Consider the following 16,164-nt stretch of genomic DNA (forward strand, 5'->3'; position numbering starts at 1 on the left):
GCTCGTACCTGAACCGTGATCATCTGGGCTTACGTACCCGCAGGAGCTCGATCGCCGAGTTCTTGCCGCCGACGGCGAGCGTCGAAACGCCGTCCCAGGCGAGGGAGCTGATCCCCAGGGGGCCCAGGTCCAGCGGCGGCCTGACCGCCTCCCCGGTCAGCGGATTCCAGAACCGCAGGACGCCCTTGTCGTCGCCGGAGGCGACGAAGCCCTCGGTGAGGACGACGCCACGCACGGTGATGTCGCCGCGCATCCGCTGCGTCTGCTGGAAGTTGGCCAGATCCCAGACGCGGACGGTCGTGTCGTCGCCGCCGCTGACCACCATCGGCCGCCCGCCGACCAGCCGGTAGGCCAGGGCGTTGATCTGCCCGTTGTGCTCGCCCATGGTCCGGTCCACGCTCTTGTCGACCAGCGACCAGACATGGATCTGCCCGTCCCGGCCTCCCGCGAGGACCAGCGGGCCGGACGGGGTGTTCGCGACGGTCATGGAGCCGAGCCAGTTGCCCTTGTCGACCCAGATGTCGCGCAGCTTCTTCTTCGTCCTCAGATCGTGGACGGCGATGTGGTTGCCCGCGTTGACCAGGAGGACGTCGCGGCCCTTGACGTGGGCGAGCCGCACGTCGTAGGTGCCGGACTCCGGCCCGGGGACGGTGCCGAGGGAGCGTCCGGTGGACAGGTCCCACAGCCGGACGGTCTTGTCGCCGCCGCAGGAGGCCACGAACGTGCGCAGCACCGAGACCGAGCGCGTGTAGTCCAGATGGCGGAAGCGGTAGCCGAGCGCCTCGCGGGTCTCGAGGTTCCAGGCCAGGACGGTGTCGTCCCTGCCGCCCGCGGACAGCAGGATCGGGATCTTCTTGACCCGGCCGAAGGCGAGCGAGCTCACGACCTCCTTGTGGCCCCTCAGCACCCCCAGCCGCTCGACGCCGAGGACCGGAGGGGCCTTCTCGTCCTCTGGCCGCAGCGCGAGATAGGCCGCGGTGCCGCCGCCCGCCAGCAGGACCGCGCCGACGCCCGCCCCCGCCAGCATCCGGCGGCGCGAGGGCCCGGGGGCGGGCGGGGGCGGGGGAGCGCTGATGGGAAGGGGGCCGGTGCCGGGAGCGGGTTCGGGCGCCCGCACGTCGACCTGGCCCAGCAGGAACTGCAGGAGCTGCTCGGCGTCCGGGCGCTCCAGCGGGTCGCGGGCGAAGGCGCGGGCCACGACGGGCCGCAGCGACGGCGGCAGCGGCCCGAGGTCGGGGTCGTCGTTGATGATCCGGTTCATGACGACGCCGAGGCTGACCTTGCCGAAGGGCGGCTCACCGGTCGCGGCGAACAGCATCGTGCCGGCCCAGGAGAAGACGTCGGCCGCCGTGCTGAGATCGGTCGTCGTGAACTGCTCGGGGGCCATGTAGGCGGCGGTGCCGAGCCGCTCGGTCGACTCCAGGGCCGACTCCAGGGCCTTGGCGATCCCGAAGTCGACGACGCGGGGGCCGTCGGAGCCGAGCAGGACGTTCCCCGGGTTGAGGTCGCGGTGGACGATCCCGGCGCCGTGGATGGCGGCCAGCGCCGTGGCGGTGCCGATGGCGAGGCGCTCCAGGGAGGCCTCGTCGAGCGGGCCGGTCCGCTTGACGATCTGCCGCAGCGACGGCCCGTCGACGTACTCGCTGACGAGGTAGGGCTGGCTGCCCTCGACCTCGACGTCCAGCACCTGGGCGGTGCAGAAGCGGGCGACCCGGCGGGCGGCGTCCAGTTCGCGCAGGAACCGGGCGCGCCCGCGCTCGTCGGCGGCCAGGTTGGTGTGCAGGACCTTGATGGCGACCTGGCGGCCCTCGGGCGTCTCGGCGAGATAGACCGCGCCCTGCCCGCCCTCGCCGATGAAGCCCGTCAGGCGGTAGGGACCTATCTCCTGGGGGTCGCCCAGGCGCAGGGGCTGCGGTCCGGATTTATCCCGCAAGTCAGCCATAGGTAGTTATTTTTGCATCTCTGTGAGCCCCTGGAACGACGAAGAGGCATGTGCGAGGTGCCGCTTCGGAATCCGCCCGGCCAGCCGGGCGGCCCTTCCGGCCTCCACCGCGTGCCGCATCGCGGTCGCCATCAGCACCGGGTCCTGGGCCCTGGTGACCGCCGTGGCCAGCAGAACGGCGTCGCATCCGAGCTCCATCGCGAGGGCCGCGTCGCTGGCGGTCCCGATGCCGGCGTCCAGGATGACCGGAACGTTCGCCCGCTCGACGATCAGTTCGATGTTGTGCGGGTTGCGGATGCCGAGGCCGGTGCCGATGGGCGAGCCGAGCGGCATGACGGCCGCGCAGCCCGCCTGCTCCAGCCGCCGGGCCAGCACCGGATCGTCGTTGGTGTAGGGCAGGACGACGAAGCCGTCGTCGACCAGGCGCTCGGCGGCGTCGAGGAGCTCGACCGGGTCGGGCAGCAGGGTGTGCTCGTCGGCGATGACCTCCAGCTTGATCCAGTCGGTGCCGAGAGCCTCGCGGGCCAGCCGCGCGGTCAGGACGGCCTCGCCCGAGGTGAAGCAGCCCGCGGTGTTCGGCAGGACCCTGATGCCGTTGCGGTCGAGCAGGTCGAGGACGGAGCCCTTGGTGCCCGGGTCCACCCGGCGCATCGCGACGGTCGTCAGCTCGGTGCCGCTGGCCAGTAGCGCCGCCTCCAGCGTGTGCATGCTGGGCGCGCCGCCGGTGCCGGTGATGAGGCGGGAGGAGAAGGTCTCTCCCGCGATGGTCAGCTTCGCGGACACGTCAGCCCCCCTGGACGGCGGTGAGGATCTCGACCCGGTCGCCCTCGGCGGCCGGGGTGGTCGCCCAGGCGGTCCTGGGCACGACCTCGTCGTTGACGGCCACCGCGACGCCGCGGCCCGCCGTGGTGACGCCCGCCACGACGGCCTCGAGGGTGCTGTCCTCGGGAAGCTCGGTGGCCGAGCCGTTGACGATCACTTTCATGGATGTGCTCCTGCTGCGGGGACCGACGGGAAACGGTCGAGGGTGAAGGGGCGGGCGACCTCGGGGAGGGGCTCGCCGGCCAGGACGGCCGCGAGGGCGTCGGCGGTGACGGGCGTCAGGAGGATGCCGTTGCGGAAGTGGCCGGTGGCCACCAGGAGGCCCTCGGGCCCCGCCGGACCGGCGGGGCCGAGGATCGGGGCGTTGTCGGGGGAGCCGGGCCGGAAGGAGGCGGTGACCTCACGGAACTCCAGCTCGGTGACGCCCGGCAGCAGCGTGCGGGCGTCGCGGAGCAGCTCCCAGACGCCGCCCGCGGTGACCCGGCCGTCGAAGCCCAGCTCCTCCTGGGTGGCGCCGATGACGATCTCGCCGTCCGGGCGCGGGACCACGTACATCGCGAAGCCGCGGACCAGGGCCCGGGTGGCGCGGGTGAGGAACGGGACCGGGCAGTGCAGCCGGATGACCTGGCCCTTGACCGGCCGGATCGGCACGTCGGCGAGCCGCCCCGACCAGCTTCCGCCCGCGAGGACGACCCGCTCGGCCGCGACGACGCCGCCGTCCTCGAGCCGGACCCCGGTGACCCGGCCGTCCCGCTCGACGATCTCGGCGGCCCGCTTCCGGACGAGCGGCAGATGCGCGGTGGCCTTCAGAAGGGCCGCGGTGAGCCGGCGCGGATCGGCGGAGCCGTCGGCGGGAGCGAGGATGCCGCCGCGGACCTCGGGGGCCAGCATCGGCTCCAGCCTGCGGCACTCCCGGCCGGTCAGCAGCTCGGTGCCGACGTCCAGGGTCCGCTGGAAGGCGTGCTGGTCGCGGAGCCAGGCGAGGTCGTCGCCGTCGTAGGCGACCGACAGGACGCCCTCCTGCCGGTAGGCGATGTCGATCCCGGTGAGGTCCAGCAGCTCGGCCGCGAAGGCCGGGTAGCGGTCGCGGGAGTCGATGCCGAGCTGGAGGTGGTTCTCCTCGCCGTACTGCAGCTCGCCCACGGGGGTGAGCATCCCGGCCGCCACGTGGCTGGCGCCGCCGCCGGGTTCGGGGTCGATGAGGGTGACGGGCAGCCCCCGCTGGGACGCCCGCCAGGCGATGCCGAGGCCGATGACCCCGGCGCCGATGATCACGTTCACCGTGCTGCTCCCTTCGCCGGCATGATCCGGATCAGGTCCTGGCGGTCAGAGGCCCGCGCCTCACTCTCAGCCCGCGCACACCGGGGCTCCCGCGCCTTGCTCGCCTCAGGGTATGCCTGACCTGGACTGCTCACTCGTCTGGACACCCGTCCGAAATGTCCGCGAGGGGGGAAAGTTAGGGTGTCCTTCCATGGAACGCGTCATCGTTGTGGGCGGCGGGCTCGCCGGGGTCAGGTCGGTCGAGTCGCTGCGGGCCAAGGGCTTCGAGGGCTCGATCACGCTGGTGGGGGCCGAGGAGCACCGGCCCTACGACCGGCCTCCGCTGTCGAAGCAGGTGCTGACGGGCGAGTCGGAGGACACGACCGTCGACGCCGCCTGGGACTCCCTCGACGTCACGCTGGCGCTGGGCGTCACGGCGACGGGGCTGCGGGTGGCGGACCGGGTGCTGGAGACCACCGCGGGAGAGCTCCCCTACGACGGCATGGTCATCGCCACGGGCGCGGAGCCGATCCGGCTGCCGGGACCCGGGCGCCAGCACGTGATGCGGACCGTCGACGACGCCCGCGCCCTCAAGGCCGGGCTGGTGCCCGGCCGGCGGATCGTCGTGGTCGGGGCGGGCTGGATCGGCGCCGAGGTCGCCACGAGCGCCGCGAAGCTCGGCTGCCGCGTGACCGTGCTGGAGGCCGCCGACGCGCCGCTCGCGGCCGCGATCGGGACCGAGATCGGCGCGCTGACCGTGCCCTGGTACGCCGAGGCCGGGGTCGAGCTGCGGTGCGGGGTCAAGGTCGCCTCCATCGAGGACGGCGGGGTCGCGCTGGTCGGCGGGGAGTGGATCGAGGCCGACGAGGTGGTCGTCGGGATCGGGGTGCGGCCCTCGCTCGGCTGGGTGTCGGGGCTCGAGGTCTCCAACGGGATCGAGGTCGACGCCTCGCTGCGGACGTCGCGGCCGGAGATCGTCGCGGTGGGGGACTGCGCCGCCTGGTGGTCGAACCGCTACGGGCGCAGGCTGAGGGTCGAGCACTGGGACGTCGCGCTGAACGCCCCCGAGGTCGCCGTCGCGACCCTCCTGGGCGAGGAGGCGGTCTACGACGACGCCCCCTACTTCTGGTCCGAGCAGTTCGGCCGCATGGTCCAGTACGCGGGCCACCACCCGGCCGCGGACCGGATGATCTTCCGCGGCTCGCCCGGCGATCCCAAGTGGGCCGTCTGCTGGCTGACCGGTGACCGGCTGGCCGCGGTCCTGACCGTCAGCAGCCCGCGCGACCTGGTCCAGGCCCGCAGGCTGATCGCCGCGGGCACCGCGGTCGACGCGGAGCGGCTCGCCGACCCGGCCGTCGCGATCAGGAACGCGGTTTTGTAGGGATCGGCGCGGTTGGCGGGGTGCGGGAGATGGTAGACACGGAAGCGTGACTTCCACGCACGTTGACATCGACGAACAGATCGACGCCCTGGTGGGCGACTGGTACACCCTGGCCGCGGCGGGCGAGGCCCTCGGCGTCACGGCCAGCCGGGTCAAGCAGTGGGTGAAGGAGGGCAAGCTGCTGGCGGTCTACCGCAGGACCGGCGGCGGCCCGCAGGTCCCGGCGGGCTTCATCGCCGACCGCGAGATCATCAAGGGCCTGGCCGGCACCCTGACCCTGCTCCAGGACGCCGGATTCGACACGGCCGAGACCCTGAGGTGGCTCTTCACCGAAGACGACAGCCTGCCCGGCAGCCCGGTGCAGGCCATGCGCGAGAATCGCGGGACGGAGATCCGCCGGCGCGCCCAGGCGCTGGCCCTGTGACGCGCGACTGAGGGAGACCCGATGAGCGGGCTGGTGACGGAACGGGGCGTGCGGCTGCGGTCGCGGCTGGCCGAGGCCCGGCTGTACCTCTGCACCGACGCCCGGACCGCTCAGGGGGATCTCCCGGCCTTCCTGGACGCCGCCCTGTCCGGGGGCGTGGACATCGTCCAGCTCAGGGAGAAGGGCCTGGAGGCCCGGCAGGAGCTGGAGCATCTGAAGGTCTTCCGCGAGGCCTGCGACCGGCACGGCGCCCTGCTGGCCGTCAACGACCGGGCCGACATCGCCTACGCGGCCCACGCCGACGTCCTGCACCTCGGTCAGGACGATCTTCCGGTCCCGGTCGCCCGCAAGATCATCGGAGCCGATCCGGTCATCGGCCGCTCCACCCACTCGGTGGAGCAGGCCGCGGCCGCCGCCGACGAGCCGGGGGCCGACTACTTCGCGGTCGGCCCGGTCTGGCCCACGGCCACCAAGCCGGGCCGCCCGGCCGCCGGATTCGAGCCGGTCCGCTCGGCGGCGGGGGTCAAGCGCCCCTGGTTCGCCATCGGCGGCATCGACGCCTCGAACCTCGACGAGGTCCTCGGGCTCGGCGCCACGCGGGTGGTCGTCGTCCGGGCGATCACCGAGGCCGCCGATCCGCGCGCGGCCGCCGCCGAGCTGGCCGCGCGGCTGCGCTGAGCAGCGCGCCGCCGTCCGGAGACCCGGCCGGATGGGCGATAATGGGGACATGAACCCCGACGACGAGCGGCCGGTGGACCTCACCGACGACGATCTCGAGATCCTGCCCGACCAGACGTCGGACGACCTCGACGGCGGCTGGGGCGACTGGCGTTCCGACGACAGCAACGACGACCGGCTGCGCGAGGACGTCCCCCCGCACTGGTGATCGTGTCCCGTCTGTGGGACAAATGGCCACATGTCAGATCAGCCGCGTATCGCGCCCCTTCCCGAGGGGGACTGTCCTCCCGGGGTGGCGGGCGTCGTCGCCGCCTTGGGCCCGCTCAACATCTTCACGACGCTCGGCAAGAACGCCGAGCTCTTCGACGCGTGGGTGGGTTTCGGCGGCCATCTCCTCGCCTCGAAGACGATCTGCCCGAGGATCAGGGAACTGATCATCCTGCGGGTGGCCGCGCGCACCGGGTGCGACTACGAGCGCGTGCACCACGAGCGGATCGGCCGCGAGAACGGCGTCACCGAGGCCGAGATCGAGGCGCTCGGCAGGAACCTGCGCGACTACGCCTGGGACCCGGGGGAGTGGCCGGTTCTGGCGGCCGTCGACGAGCTGCACACCACCTCGACCATCAGCGACGGCACGTGGGCCCGGCTGGCCGGTGTCCTCGACGAGAAGGCGATCATCGAGGTGCTGATGCTCATCGGGCAGTACACGATGCTGGCGTTCGCCCTTAACGCGATGAAGGTCCAGCCTGAATCCTCCTGATGTCAGGCGCCGAAGCCTGATATATCTGCATTCCGATCTCTCGCCGGAGTGCTTCAGTGCAGATCAACCAGGAGGCTCCCCTCCGCCCCGACGACCCCCGCAAGGTCGGCCGTTACGCCCTGCTGGGCAGGCTCGGCGAGGGCGGTCAGGGCGTGGTCTACCTGGGCCGGGCCGCCGAGGGCGGGCTGGTGACCGTCAAGCTGCTGCGCGGCGGCTCCGGGGCGTCGGACCGGGCCAGGGCCCGGTTCGTCAAGGAGGCGGACGCCGCCAGGAAGGTCGCCGCCCCGCAGACCGCGAGGATCCTCGACGCCCGCCTGACCGGTGAGCGGCCCTACATCGTCAGCGAGTACGTGAAGGGCCCGACCCTCCAGGACATGATCGCGGGGGAGGGCCCCCTCGCGGGCGCCGAGCTGAAGAAGGTCGCCGTCAGGACCGCCGCCGCGCTGGCCGCGATCCACCGGGCCGGGATCGTGCACCGCGACTTCAAGCCCGCCAACGTCGTGCTCGGGCCGAAGGGCGCGAAGGTGATCGACTTCGGGGTCGCGCGGTCGTTCGAGTCCGGCACCCCGCAGACCTCCCATCCGGTCGGCACCCCCGCCTACATGTCGCCCGAGCAGATCGAGGACGACCCGGTCGGGCCGAAGGCGGACGTCTTCGCCTGGGGGGCGACGATGGTCTACGCGGCCACCGGACGGCCCCCGTTCGGCCGCGGGCCGTCCGCCGCGGTCATGCGCCGGATCACCGACCGCGAACCCGACCTGGGCGAGCTCAAGGGCTCGCTGCGCGGCCTGGTCGCGCGGTGCCTGGACAAGCAGCCCGCCGCCCGGCCCACGGCCACCGAGATCGTCAGGTTCCTGCGCGCCGAGGCCCGTCCCGCTCCGCCGCAGCCCAGGAAGGTGCCCCGCTACCGCAGCAGGATGATCTACGCGCTGATGGCCGTCATGGCGCTGGGTTTCGTCCTGGGGATCGTCCTCAGCGGCTGATCGTGGGATTCTAAGGCCGTGCCGCCAGCCCTCCGCTCGGTCGCCTCCTCGGACGCGGGCCCCGTCCGACCCAGGAACTGCGACTCCTTCCACGTCGGCCCGAGCGTCCTCGCGGTCGCCGACGGCGTCGACGACGCCCCGTTCGGCGATGTCGCGAGCGCGCTGGCCGTCGACCACGTCCGCCGCCTCGAAGAGGCCCCCGGCACGCTCGCCGCCGCGGCCCACGCCGCGAACACGGCGCTGCGCACCCGCGGCGCCCAGACGCCCGCCCTGCTCGGCATGGGCACGACCCTGCTGGCCGTCCGGCTGGAGGGCTCCGCGCTGAGCTGGGTCTCCTTCGGTGACTCGGCCCTGCACCTGTTGCGCGACGGCGTCCTGAGCACGCTCACCCCCGCCGAGGACGTGATCCGCTCGCTTGTGGCGGAGGGCAGGGTCGAGGCCGACGGGCTCGTCGCTCCCGCCCTGCTGGACGGCGGCTCGCTGTTCGTGGTGGCCCAGCAGGCGCTGGAGGTCGGTGCGGGGGACAGGCTGCTGCTCGGGACGCGCGGGCTGGCGGAGCTGGCCGCGGAGGACCTCCACGCCGCGCTGTCCGTGCCGGAACCGGGCCCGGAATCGGCCGTCATGGCGCTGGTGGAGGCCGCCAGGGCCGCCTCGGCGGCCGAGAACCTCACGGTCGTCGTGGCCGACGTGGTCGAGGCCCCGTGACCCCGCTGAGCGTCGTCAAGGCGCCCGGATACCTGGTCGAGAAGCGGATCGGGCGCGGAGCCTTCGCCGACGTTCTGCGCGCCCGGCACGAGGCGTCGCGGCGGACCGTGGCGCTCAAGGTGCTGCGGGAGCAGCCCGACGACGCCCAGCGGCTGCGGTTCGCCCGGGAGTTCGCGGCGGCGCGGCGGTTGTCGGGCCATCCGAACGTGGTCGAGCTGCTGGCGCACGGCGAGCTCGAGGACGGGCGTCCCTACCTGGTCACCGAGTACTGCGAGGCCGGATCGCTGGCCGACCGGCTCGCCGGGGCGGGCCCGCTGCCCCTGGCCGAGGTCGTGCCGCTCGCGGTGAAGGTCGCCGAGGCGCTGGCCGAGGCGCACGGCGCGGGCATCCTGCACCGCGACATCAAGCCCGCCAACCTCCTGGTCACCAGGGACGAGCCCGCCGCGCTCGCCGACTTCGGCATCGCCGCGCTGACCAGCGACGACGCCGCCCCGCCCCGCGCCGCCACCCCGGCCTACGCCCCGCCCGAGCTGCTGGACGCCGACTACCGGGGCCCGACGCCCGCGGGCGACGTCTACTCCCTCGGCGCGACCCTCTACGCCCTGCTGTCGGGACGGCCGCCGCACCATCCGGGACGCCCGCTGCCCGCCTACGCGCTGCGCTCGCACTACGTGCACGCCAGGGAGACCCCGATCCCGCCGCTCCCGGACGTCCCCGAACCGGTCATGGCGGTCCTGCACCGCTCGCTGCACCGCGACCCGGCCGCCCGCTACGCCACGGCCGCCGGATTCCGCGACGCCCTGCGCGACTGCCCGACGCGACGGGGGTGAGGTCCCGGCGCCGCCCCCGTAAGGCGCGCCGGGACCTCCGCTTCGTGCTCTGACCGCTCAGACCGCGGCGGGCTCCTTCACGGCCTCGCCGCGGAGGCCGGCCGGGGCGTGTGCGGGCCGCAGCCCGAACAGCGCGACGGCCGCGGTGATCGCGTAGGCGACGGCCGCGATGACGAAGGCGGTGGTGAAGCCGCTCTCGGCGGGCAGTTCCGGTGCCCCGGGCGGCAGGTTCTTCAGGGTGTTGCTGGTCAGCAGGGTGGTGAAGATGGCGCTGGCCAGCGAGCTGCCGACCGTCCGGGAGATGGAGTTGATGCCGTTGGCCACCCCGCTCTGGTGGTGGGGGACCGAGGCGGCGATCAGCGCCGGCATCGAGGCGTAGGCGAAGCTCACCGAGACGCCGACCAGGATCCCCGCGACGATCACCGAGAAGGGCGTGCCGTGCGCGGCGATCAGCCACAGGTAGCCCATCAGGCCGATGCCGGAGCTGACGACGAGCGTGTGCCGGGGCCCGGAACGGCCGACCAGCATCCCGCCCAGCGGGGCGGCGAGCATGGAGGCGATGGTGCCCGGCAGCAGGAACTCCAGCGACGCCCGCAGCACGGACGCCCCGAAGCCGTACCCGGTGAACTCCGGCATCTGGGCGAGGTAGGAGACCCCGAGGAACTGGACGAACATCGCGAACCCGACGAACATCCCGGCCAGGTTGGTGAACAGCACCGGCCGGTGGGTGAACATGGCGAGGTCGACCAGCGGCGCGGCCACCCGGCGCTCGACGGCGACCCACAGGGCCGCGACCAGGGCCGAGGCGGCGAAGCAGCCCAGCGTGGCGGCGGAGGTCCAGCCCCACGCGTTGCCCTGGGACAGGGGGAGCAGCAGCAGGACCAGGAATCCGCCGAGGGTGAGCGCGCCGAGCAGGTCGATCCGCCCGCCGCCGCGGTGCCCCGTGGCGGGGACCCGCGCGGCCACGAGGCCGAGCGCGATCGCCGCCACGACGGTGGAGAACCAGAACACGATCCGGTAGTCGGGGTCGGTGCCCTGGGTCAGCAGGCCGGTCACGACGAGGCCCAGGCCGCTCCCGAAGGCCAGGGTGCCGCTGACCACGGCCATCGCGCCGTGCAGCTTCGCGGGCGGAAGCTCCTCGCGCAGGATCGACAGCGCCAGCGGGAAGATCGCCGTCGCCGCGCCCTGGAGGGCCCGCCCGGCCAGCAGCAGCCACAGGCTCCCCGCGACGGCCGCGACGGCCGAACCGGCCACGGCCAGCGCCAGCACGGCGAGCAGGGTGCGCTTCTTGCCGAACTGGTCGCCGACCCGGCCGAGCAGCGGGGTCATGACGGCGGCCGACAGGAGCGTCGCGGTGGTGACCCAGCCGGCGTTCGCGGCCGAGGTGCCCAGCTTCCCGGCGATGAGGCCGAGGATCGGCACGGCCTGTGTCTGCATGAGCGACACGACCATCGCCGCGAGGCTGAGGACCGCGACGAGCGTTCCGCCCTTGCGTTCCTGGGGCATGGGGGTCTCCCTAGATTCTCTGGCCGACAGGTTCTGGATCGTTCCAGAAAGCTTGAGCACATAGATGCTTGAAGTCATCAAGTATCTGTCATTACTTGAGATGGTCAAGCTTTCTCGCGTAGCCTGGGCCTATGAACCGGCTCACACCTCCGCGTGAGGACCTCCGCCAGGCCGTGATCCGGTTCGTCTCGGCCTACATGCACGACGCCGGCGCCTCCGCCACCGCTCAGGGGCTGACGACCGCGCAGGCGCAGCTGCTCATCCAGCTCGACGAGCCGCTGCCGATGCGCGTGATCGCCGACCGGCTCTTCTGCGACGCCTCGAACGTCACGGGGCTGGTCGACCGCCTCGAGACGCGCGGCCTGGTCGTCCGGGCGCCCGACCCGGGGGACCGGCGGGTGAAGCTCGTCTCCCTGACGCCCGCCGGCCTCGCGCTGTGCGAGCGGATCCGCTCGGACCAGCACGGCCTCTTCGCGGCCCTGGCAGTCCTGGACGAGGACGGGGCGGCGGCGCTCAAGGGCCTGCTCGGCCGGATGACCCCGGCGATCGAGGACGCCCGGGCGGGGGGCCGCCAGGAATCGCGGCGAGGTCTCGGAAGCGAGCCGGTCAGTTCACCTGGATGTAGCAATCTTGGTGCATGATGTGTGACGTATATCGCTTCTGGGACAGTTTGTGGTGCTTAATGGGCTTTTGGGGTGCCGACCTGCGGGTCGGAATCGTTGATCTGATGCCGCGACCCGGCCTGGCCCACCGCCAGTTCGCCGACATGATCACCGCGGCGGGCCTGCCGGTGGAGATCGTCGCGATCCCGCTGCCGATGGGCGCGGACGTGGCGGATCCGGCGGCCTGCGGCCTGGACTGGCGGCTCATGGCCGCCATGGACGGCCTGATCGTCACCGGCACCGAACCGCGTTCCCCGTCGCTGCACGCCGATCCGATGCGGGCGATCGTCGCCCGCATCCTCGAGGTCGGCGCCCCTTCGACGATCTTCTCCTGCTTCGCGGCCCACGCCGCGCTGAGCGTGCTGCACCCGATCCAGCGCGAGCCGCTCCCGGTGAAGTACCGCGGCGTCCTCCCGCACACCGCGGCGCACCACCCGCTCACCGAGGGACTGCCGGAGGGCACACCGGTCCCGCACTCGCGCTGGAACCGGGTCCGGCTGCCCGCCGAGATCGTCCCGGTGCTGGTGACCGCCGACGACTGGCATCTGGCCGCCTCCGCCGACGGCCTGCGCCACATCTTCTTCCAGGGGCACCCGGAGTACGACGCCGACACCCTGTTCCGCGAGTACCGCAGGGACGCCCGCCGCTACCTGGCGGGGGAGACCTCCTGGTTCCCCGAGCTGCCGACCGGCTTCCTCGACGGCGACACGCGGGCCGCCCTCCTGGCCTTCCGCGCCCTGGCCATGGCCCGCCGCGAGCCGTCGGTCATGGACCGCTTCCCCACCGCGGGCTTCATCGACCGCTGCACGGCCACCTGGACGGACGCGGCGCGGTGCGTCACCACCAACTGGCTGACGGCGCTGGCCACCGCCAGGGAGGCCGTCCCCGCCGCCTGACCCCCGATCCCCTAGGCTGCACCGTCATGGTCGTCCTTCCCACGCTGATGCGCTTCCCCGAGGCCGCCCTCGAGACCGGGGACCTGGTGATCGGGGCCTTCGGGCCCGGCGACCTGCCCGGGCTCACGGCGATGATCGAGTCGGGGGACGGGGACGCGGGGCTGCCGCCGTCCGCGCCGCTGGAGACCGCCGCCCTGGAGCGGTGGCTGGAGTCGGAGGCGGAGGAGTTCCGCCGGTCGGGCGGGGGGATCCATCTGGCGATCCGGACGGCCGGGGGCGTCCATCTGGGCGGGATGAGCCTGTACAAGACGGACTGGGCGGCCCGCACCGTCCAGGTCGGCTACGGGCTCAGGACGTCGGCGCGCGGGCGGGGCCACGCGACGGAGGCGCTGCGGGCCGTCGCGCCCTGGGCGCTGCGCGAGGGCGGCATGCAGCGCGTCCAGCTCTGCGCCAACACCGACAACCTCGCCTCCCTGCGCGTCGCCGAGAAGGCGGGCTTCGTCCGGGAGGGCACGCTCCGCCGCGCCAACCTCGAGAGCGACGGCCTGCACGACCTGGCCGTCTTCTCCCTCCTCGACACCGACCTGGGCTGAGGCTCCCTAGGGCCTGAGACAGGCCCTAGACGCGGCGGGCGGTGGCGGCGACGGTCAGGTCGGTGAGGGCCGCGACGGCCTCGGCGGCGATCGGGGCGGCGGCCAGAGCGACGTGGGCCTGGGCGGCGAACTCGTCGATCATCGACTCGCAGCCCGACAGGGCGCCGGTCTCGACGAGGATCGTGCGGAGTTCCTCGACGCCGGACAGGTCGAGACCGGGGTCGCCGAGCCTGCGGCGCAGGACCTCGCGCTGGGCGGGCGTGGCACGTTCCTGGGCCAGGGCGATCAGGACGGTCCGCTTGCCCTCGCGCAGGTCGTCGCCCGCGGGCTTGCCGGTCTCGGCCGGGTCGCCGAAGACGCCCAGGACGTCGTCGCGCAGCTGGAAGGCGGCGCCCAGGGGAAGCCCGTAGTCGGACAGCGCCTCGAGATCGGCGGCGGAGGCCCCGGCCATCGCGGCGCCCAGGTGCAGCGGGCGCTCGATCGTGTACTTCGCGCTCTTGTACTTGACGACCCGCAGCGCGCTCTCGACGTCTCCGGTGCCGCGGGCCTGCTCGAGCATGTCGAGGTACTGGCCGCACATGACCTCGGTGCGCATGACGTCGTACAGGGGCCTGCCGGGGGCCAGGACCTCGCCGGGCAGCCCGCTGGTGTCGAACATCTCGCCCGACCAGGCGAGGGTCAGGTCGCCGAGCAGGATCGCCGCGCCCATCCCGAACGGCACCGCCGAGCCGGGCCAGCCCTCGGACGCGTGCAGCGCCTCGAACCGGCGGTGCACCGACGGCTGCCCGCGGCGGGTGTCGCTGCCGTCCATGACGTCGTCGTGGATCAGCGCGCTGGCCTGCAGGAGCTCCAGGGAGGCCGCCGCGGCGATGATCTCCGGGCCGTCCGCGCCGCCCAGGGCCCGCCAGCCCCAGTAGCAGAAGGCGGGGCGCAGGCGCTTGCCGCCCGCGAGCAGGACGTCGAGGGCGGAGAGCATGGGGGAGAGATCTTCGCTGATGCCCAGGAGCCCGGGACGTTGGCGATCGACGAACGCGTAGAGCGCCTCGTCGACCTCTTTGCGGACACGGCTCGAAGACATGGCGATCAGCCTAGCCGGGGCCGTGCGTTTTCCGTCCCTGTGGGCGTTCCCGTCCCCAGGAGGTTCACATGCCGCCCGATCCGCGTTCCCGACCAGTAATCTACCTTCATGACGTCCGGACGGCCCTCCATCAAGGCACTGCTCTCATCAGGCGAGAAGTCCTACTCCTTCGAGTTCTTCCCTCCCAAGACCCCGCAGGGCGCGGTCAACCTGTGGCGGAGCATCCGTGAGCTGGAGGCGCTGCGCCCGTCCTTCGTCTCGGTGACCTACGGCGCCGGCGGGTCGACCCGTGACACCACCGTCGACATCGTCGAGCGGGTCGCCACCGACACCACCCTCATGCCTGTGGCGCACTTCACTGCCGTGAACCACTCCGTCGGCGAGCTGCGGCAGCTCATCGGCCGGTTCGCCTCGGTCGGGGTCACCAACATCCTCGCGCTGCGCGGCGACCCCCCGGGCGACCCCATGGGCGAATGGATCAAGCACGAGCAGGGCCTGGAGTACGCCGACGAGCTGGTCGGACTGATCAAGTCCTGCGGCGACTTCAACGTCGGCGTCGCGGCCTTCCCCTACAAGCACCCGCGCTCACCCGACATCGAGAGCGACACCCGCCGGTTCGTGCAGAAGTGCCGGGCCGGAGCGGACTACGCGATCACCCAGATGTTCTTCAGGGCGGAGGACTACTTCCGGCTGCGCGACCGGGTCTCCGCGCTCGGCTGCGACGTCCCGATCCTGCCGGGGATCATGCCCGTCACCCGGCTGAGCACCATCGAGAGGTCCGAGCAGCTGTCCGGGGCGCCGTTCCCCGCCGATCTCGCCGAGCGGTTCCACGCGGTCGGCGACGACCCCGAGGCCGTCCGGCGGCTGGGCATCGAGCACTGCGCCGAGCTGTGCCAGGAGCTCCTCGACCAGGGGGCGCCCGGCATCCACTTCATCACCATGAACAGCTCCACGGCGACCCGCGAGGTCTACGGCCTGCTCGGCGCGAAGGCCGCCGTCACCGCCTGATCCGCGCCTCCCCGGTCAGCTGTTCTGGTGGCTCGGCTGCTGCTTCAGCGCGAGGGGGAGCGGGGCCCCCATCACCGCGTAGGGCGGGCCGCCGCCGGGGAACTCGAAGCCGCTCAGCAGGTCGGTGAAGCCGACCGAGCGGTAGAGGTTGCGGGCGGGCGTGTCGGGACGCAGGTCCAGGGTCGACAGGACCACGGTCTGCTCGGACCGTTCCGAGCAGATGGTCGTGAGCAGCCTGCGGCCGAGGCCCTGGCCCTGGAAGCCCGGATGGACGTGCAGCTCGGCGACCTCGAAGGTGTCGGCCAGCCACCGGTCGGAGTGCTCGCGGCCGCCGCGCCGCTCCAGCTCGCCGTTGACGACGTCGTGCCACCACTGGCCGGACGCGCCGTGGAAGCCGTAGACGAATCCCGCGATGGTCGTGCCCAGGGCGCGGCGGCGTTCGAACACGTAGGCCTTGAAGCCCGGATAGCTCGAATGCCGATGCATGATCGTCTGGCGCCCGGGGAGCTGGTCGGAGGGGGGTTCCATGGCCGCTATGTAGACGTCCAGGAGGCCGTTGAGGTTACGGCGGAACACCCTGGTGTCGATCTCACGCAGGCTCGGCTCTTTCACCTCGCCGAGCCTACGGCCGAGGGC

The 16,164-nt window shown here is 72.8% G+C and carries 19 protein-coding genes; 12 read left to right on the forward strand and 7 right to left on the reverse strand.

Features of this window, described 5'->3' with window-relative positions; translation table 11 throughout:
- Window positions 1-19: 19 nt before the first annotated feature.
- The 4 genes from ABD785_RS19075 to thiO are packed head-to-tail and all read right to left on the reverse strand — an operon-like array spanning window position 20 to window position 4,045.
- Window positions 20-1,942, reverse strand: coding sequence for a serine/threonine-protein kinase (locus tag ABD785_RS19075; RefSeq protein WP_344829885.1), 1,923 nt, complete (start codon window positions 1,940-1,942; stop codon window positions 20-22).
- Between the two features lie 6 nt (window positions 1,943-1,948).
- Entirely contained in the window at window positions 1,949-2,725 is a 777-nt protein-coding gene (locus tag ABD785_RS19080; RefSeq protein WP_344829888.1) for a thiazole synthase, read from the reverse strand.
- A gap of 1 nt (window position 2,726) precedes the next feature.
- Entirely contained in the window at window positions 2,727-2,927 is a 201-nt protein-coding gene (gene thiS / locus ABD785_RS19085; RefSeq protein ID WP_344829891.1) for a sulfur carrier protein ThiS, read from the reverse strand.
- Entirely contained in the window at window positions 2,924-4,045 is a 1,122-nt protein-coding gene (thiO, locus tag ABD785_RS19090; protein ID WP_344829892.1) for a glycine oxidase ThiO, read from the reverse strand. The genes thiS and thiO overlap by 4 nt, the downstream gene beginning before the upstream one ends.
- A 190-nt stretch (window positions 4,046-4,235) precedes the next feature.
- On the opposite strand from thiO, the gene ABD785_RS19095 reads away from it, so the two are divergent.
- Genes ABD785_RS19095 through ABD785_RS19130 form a run of 8 tightly spaced genes read left to right on the forward strand, consistent with a single transcriptional unit; the run spans window position 4,236 to window position 9,785 of the window.
- Window positions 4,236-5,405, forward strand: a complete 1,170-nt coding sequence (locus ABD785_RS19095) for an NAD(P)/FAD-dependent oxidoreductase (RefSeq protein ID WP_344829893.1) — start codon at window positions 4,236-4,238, stop codon at window positions 5,403-5,405.
- A 46-nt stretch (window positions 5,406-5,451) separates the two neighbouring features.
- The gene (locus ABD785_RS19100) at window positions 5,452-5,829 is read left to right on the forward strand and encodes an Rv2175c family DNA-binding protein (RefSeq protein ID WP_344829894.1); all 378 of its coding nucleotides are present in this window, start codon (window positions 5,452-5,454) and stop codon (window positions 5,827-5,829) included.
- Window positions 5,830-5,850: 21 nt separating this feature from the next.
- A complete protein-coding gene (gene thiE, locus ABD785_RS19105) occupies window positions 5,851-6,507 on the forward strand; it encodes a thiamine phosphate synthase (RefSeq protein ID WP_344829896.1) in 657 nt (218 codons plus the stop codon).
- A gap of 49 nt (window positions 6,508-6,556) precedes the next feature.
- Entirely contained in the window at window positions 6,557-6,715 is a 159-nt protein-coding gene (locus ABD785_RS19110) for a hypothetical protein (protein ID WP_344829897.1), read from the forward strand.
- Between the two features lie 30 nt (window positions 6,716-6,745).
- Window positions 6,746-7,267, forward strand: coding sequence for a carboxymuconolactone decarboxylase family protein (locus ABD785_RS19115; protein ID WP_344829899.1), 522 nt, complete (start codon window positions 6,746-6,748; stop codon window positions 7,265-7,267).
- Window positions 7,268-7,323: 56 nt separating this feature from the next.
- The gene (locus ABD785_RS19120; RefSeq protein ID WP_344829901.1) at window positions 7,324-8,250 is read left to right on the forward strand and encodes a serine/threonine-protein kinase; all 927 of its coding nucleotides are present in this window, start codon (window positions 7,324-7,326) and stop codon (window positions 8,248-8,250) included.
- 18 nt (window positions 8,251-8,268) lie between these two features.
- Window positions 8,269-8,955: a PP2C family protein-serine/threonine phosphatase gene (locus ABD785_RS19125; protein ID WP_344829904.1), complete on the forward strand. Its 687-nt coding sequence runs from the start codon at window positions 8,269-8,271 to the stop codon at window positions 8,953-8,955.
- A complete protein-coding gene (locus tag ABD785_RS19130; protein WP_344829906.1) occupies window positions 8,952-9,785 on the forward strand; it encodes a serine/threonine-protein kinase in 834 nt (277 codons plus the stop codon). The genes ABD785_RS19125 and ABD785_RS19130 overlap by 4 nt, the downstream gene beginning before the upstream one ends.
- Before the next feature lie 57 nt (window positions 9,786-9,842).
- Here the strand turns inward: ABD785_RS19130 and ABD785_RS19135 are convergent, their stop codons facing one another.
- Window positions 9,843-11,291, reverse strand: a complete 1,449-nt coding sequence (locus ABD785_RS19135) for an MFS transporter (protein ID WP_344829908.1) — start codon at window positions 11,289-11,291, stop codon at window positions 9,843-9,845.
- A 131-nt stretch (window positions 11,292-11,422) separates the two neighbouring features.
- On the opposite strand from ABD785_RS19135, the gene ABD785_RS19140 reads away from it, so the two are divergent.
- From ABD785_RS19140 to ABD785_RS19150, 3 genes are read left to right on the forward strand one after another with little or no spacing between them, the layout of a single operon-like run.
- Window positions 11,423-11,932, forward strand: a complete 510-nt coding sequence (locus ABD785_RS19140) for a MarR family winged helix-turn-helix transcriptional regulator (RefSeq protein WP_344829910.1) — start codon at window positions 11,423-11,425, stop codon at window positions 11,930-11,932.
- 41 nt (window positions 11,933-11,973) lie between these two features.
- On the forward strand, window positions 11,974-12,849 hold the full coding sequence (locus ABD785_RS19145) for a homoserine O-acetyltransferase/O-succinyltransferase family protein (protein ID WP_344829912.1): 876 nt from the start codon (window positions 11,974-11,976) through the stop codon (window positions 12,847-12,849).
- A gap of 26 nt (window positions 12,850-12,875) precedes the next feature.
- The gene (locus ABD785_RS19150; RefSeq protein WP_344829914.1) at window positions 12,876-13,442 is read left to right on the forward strand and encodes a GNAT family N-acetyltransferase; all 567 of its coding nucleotides are present in this window, start codon (window positions 12,876-12,878) and stop codon (window positions 13,440-13,442) included.
- A gap of 25 nt (window positions 13,443-13,467) precedes the next feature.
- On the opposite strand, the gene ABD785_RS19155 is transcribed toward ABD785_RS19150, so the two are convergent.
- Window positions 13,468-14,520, reverse strand: a complete 1,053-nt coding sequence (locus ABD785_RS19155) for a polyprenyl synthetase family protein (protein ID WP_344829916.1) — start codon at window positions 14,518-14,520, stop codon at window positions 13,468-13,470.
- Between the two features lie 108 nt (window positions 14,521-14,628).
- Here ABD785_RS19155 and metF point away from each other — a divergent pair, with 108 nt between their 5' ends.
- A complete protein-coding gene (gene metF, locus ABD785_RS19160) occupies window positions 14,629-15,528 on the forward strand; it encodes a methylenetetrahydrofolate reductase [NAD(P)H] (protein ID WP_344829919.1) in 900 nt (299 codons plus the stop codon).
- Between the two features lie 15 nt (window positions 15,529-15,543).
- Here metF and ABD785_RS19165 read toward each other — a convergent pair whose 3' ends face one another.
- Entirely contained in the window at window positions 15,544-16,140 is a 597-nt protein-coding gene (locus tag ABD785_RS19165; RefSeq protein WP_344829921.1) for a GNAT family N-acetyltransferase, read from the reverse strand.
- Between the last annotated feature and the right edge of the window lie 24 nt (window positions 16,141-16,164).

The organism is Actinocorallia longicatena (genome assembly GCF_039534125.1).
Taxonomy (GTDB): Bacteria; Actinomycetota; Actinomycetes; order Streptosporangiales; family Streptosporangiaceae; genus Actinocorallia; species Actinocorallia longicatena.

Excerpts from the sequence above, each read along its gene's own strand:
- ABD785_RS19075 (WP_344829885.1), bottom strand. The coding sequence starts at position 1,942 with ATGGCTGACTTGCGGGATAAATCCGGACCGCAGCCCCTGCGCCTGGGC.
- thiS (WP_344829891.1), bottom strand. The coding sequence starts at position 2,927 with ATGAAAGTGATCGTCAACGGCTCGGCCACCGAGCTTCCCGAGGACAGC.
- ABD785_RS19095 (WP_344829893.1), top strand. The coding sequence starts at position 4,236 with ATGGAACGCGTCATCGTTGTGGGCGGCGGGCTCGCCGGGGTCAGGTCG.
- thiE (WP_344829896.1), top strand. The coding sequence starts at position 5,851 with ATGAGCGGGCTGGTGACGGAACGGGGCGTGCGGCTGCGGTCGCGGCTG.
- ABD785_RS19110 (WP_344829897.1), top strand. The coding sequence starts at position 6,557 with ATGAACCCCGACGACGAGCGGCCGGTGGACCTCACCGACGACGATCTC.
- ABD785_RS19115 (WP_344829899.1), top strand. The coding sequence starts at position 6,746 with ATGTCAGATCAGCCGCGTATCGCGCCCCTTCCCGAGGGGGACTGTCCT.
- ABD785_RS19135 (WP_344829908.1), bottom strand. The coding sequence starts at position 11,291 with ATGCCCCAGGAACGCAAGGGCGGAACGCTCGTCGCGGTCCTCAGCCTC.
- ABD785_RS19140 (WP_344829910.1), top strand. The coding sequence starts at position 11,423 with ATGAACCGGCTCACACCTCCGCGTGAGGACCTCCGCCAGGCCGTGATC.
- ABD785_RS19145 (WP_344829912.1), top strand. The coding sequence starts at position 11,974 with ATGGGCTTTTGGGGTGCCGACCTGCGGGTCGGAATCGTTGATCTGATG.
- ABD785_RS19150 (WP_344829914.1), top strand. The coding sequence starts at position 12,876 with ATGGTCGTCCTTCCCACGCTGATGCGCTTCCCCGAGGCCGCCCTCGAG.
- ABD785_RS19155 (WP_344829916.1), bottom strand. The coding sequence starts at position 14,520 with ATGTCTTCGAGCCGTGTCCGCAAAGAGGTCGACGAGGCGCTCTACGCG.
- metF (WP_344829919.1), top strand. The coding sequence starts at position 14,629 with ATGACGTCCGGACGGCCCTCCATCAAGGCACTGCTCTCATCAGGCGAG.